The organism is Psychrobacter sp. 16-MNA-CIBAN-0192 (genome assembly GCF_040309565.1).
Classification (GTDB): Bacteria; Pseudomonadota; Gammaproteobacteria; order Pseudomonadales; family Moraxellaceae; genus Psychrobacter.
The window spans coordinates 1-229 of the sequence record NZ_JBEOOX010000798.1 but is presented as its reverse complement, the minus strand read 5'-3'; the positions used below and the strand labels follow the sequence as shown (position 1 = coordinate 229).

The following is a 229-nucleotide window of genomic DNA, read 5'->3' as shown; positions in this document are numbered from 1 at the left end:
ACATAACCAATCAAACGACTGGCATAGCTAATGGCGTTGACGCCTTGCGCCGTCAATGACGAATGCGCAGACTTACCATGCACGCGGCAGCGATAAATGGAAATACCTTTGTGCGCGACGACCATCGCCATATTGGTTGGCTCACCAACGATACAATAATCAGGAGTAATACCACGGGCTTTTATGTCTGCTAGTATGAGTGGTGCGCCCAAACAGCCGACCTCTTCAT

Annotated in this window: 1 protein-coding gene; it reads right to left on the bottom strand. The window is 49.8% G+C overall.

The features are described 5' to 3' along the window. Window positions 1-229: peptidase dimerization domain-containing protein (locus tag AAEY78_RS15260; protein WP_352340387.1), on the bottom strand; the 229-nt coding region annotated here is incomplete at both ends.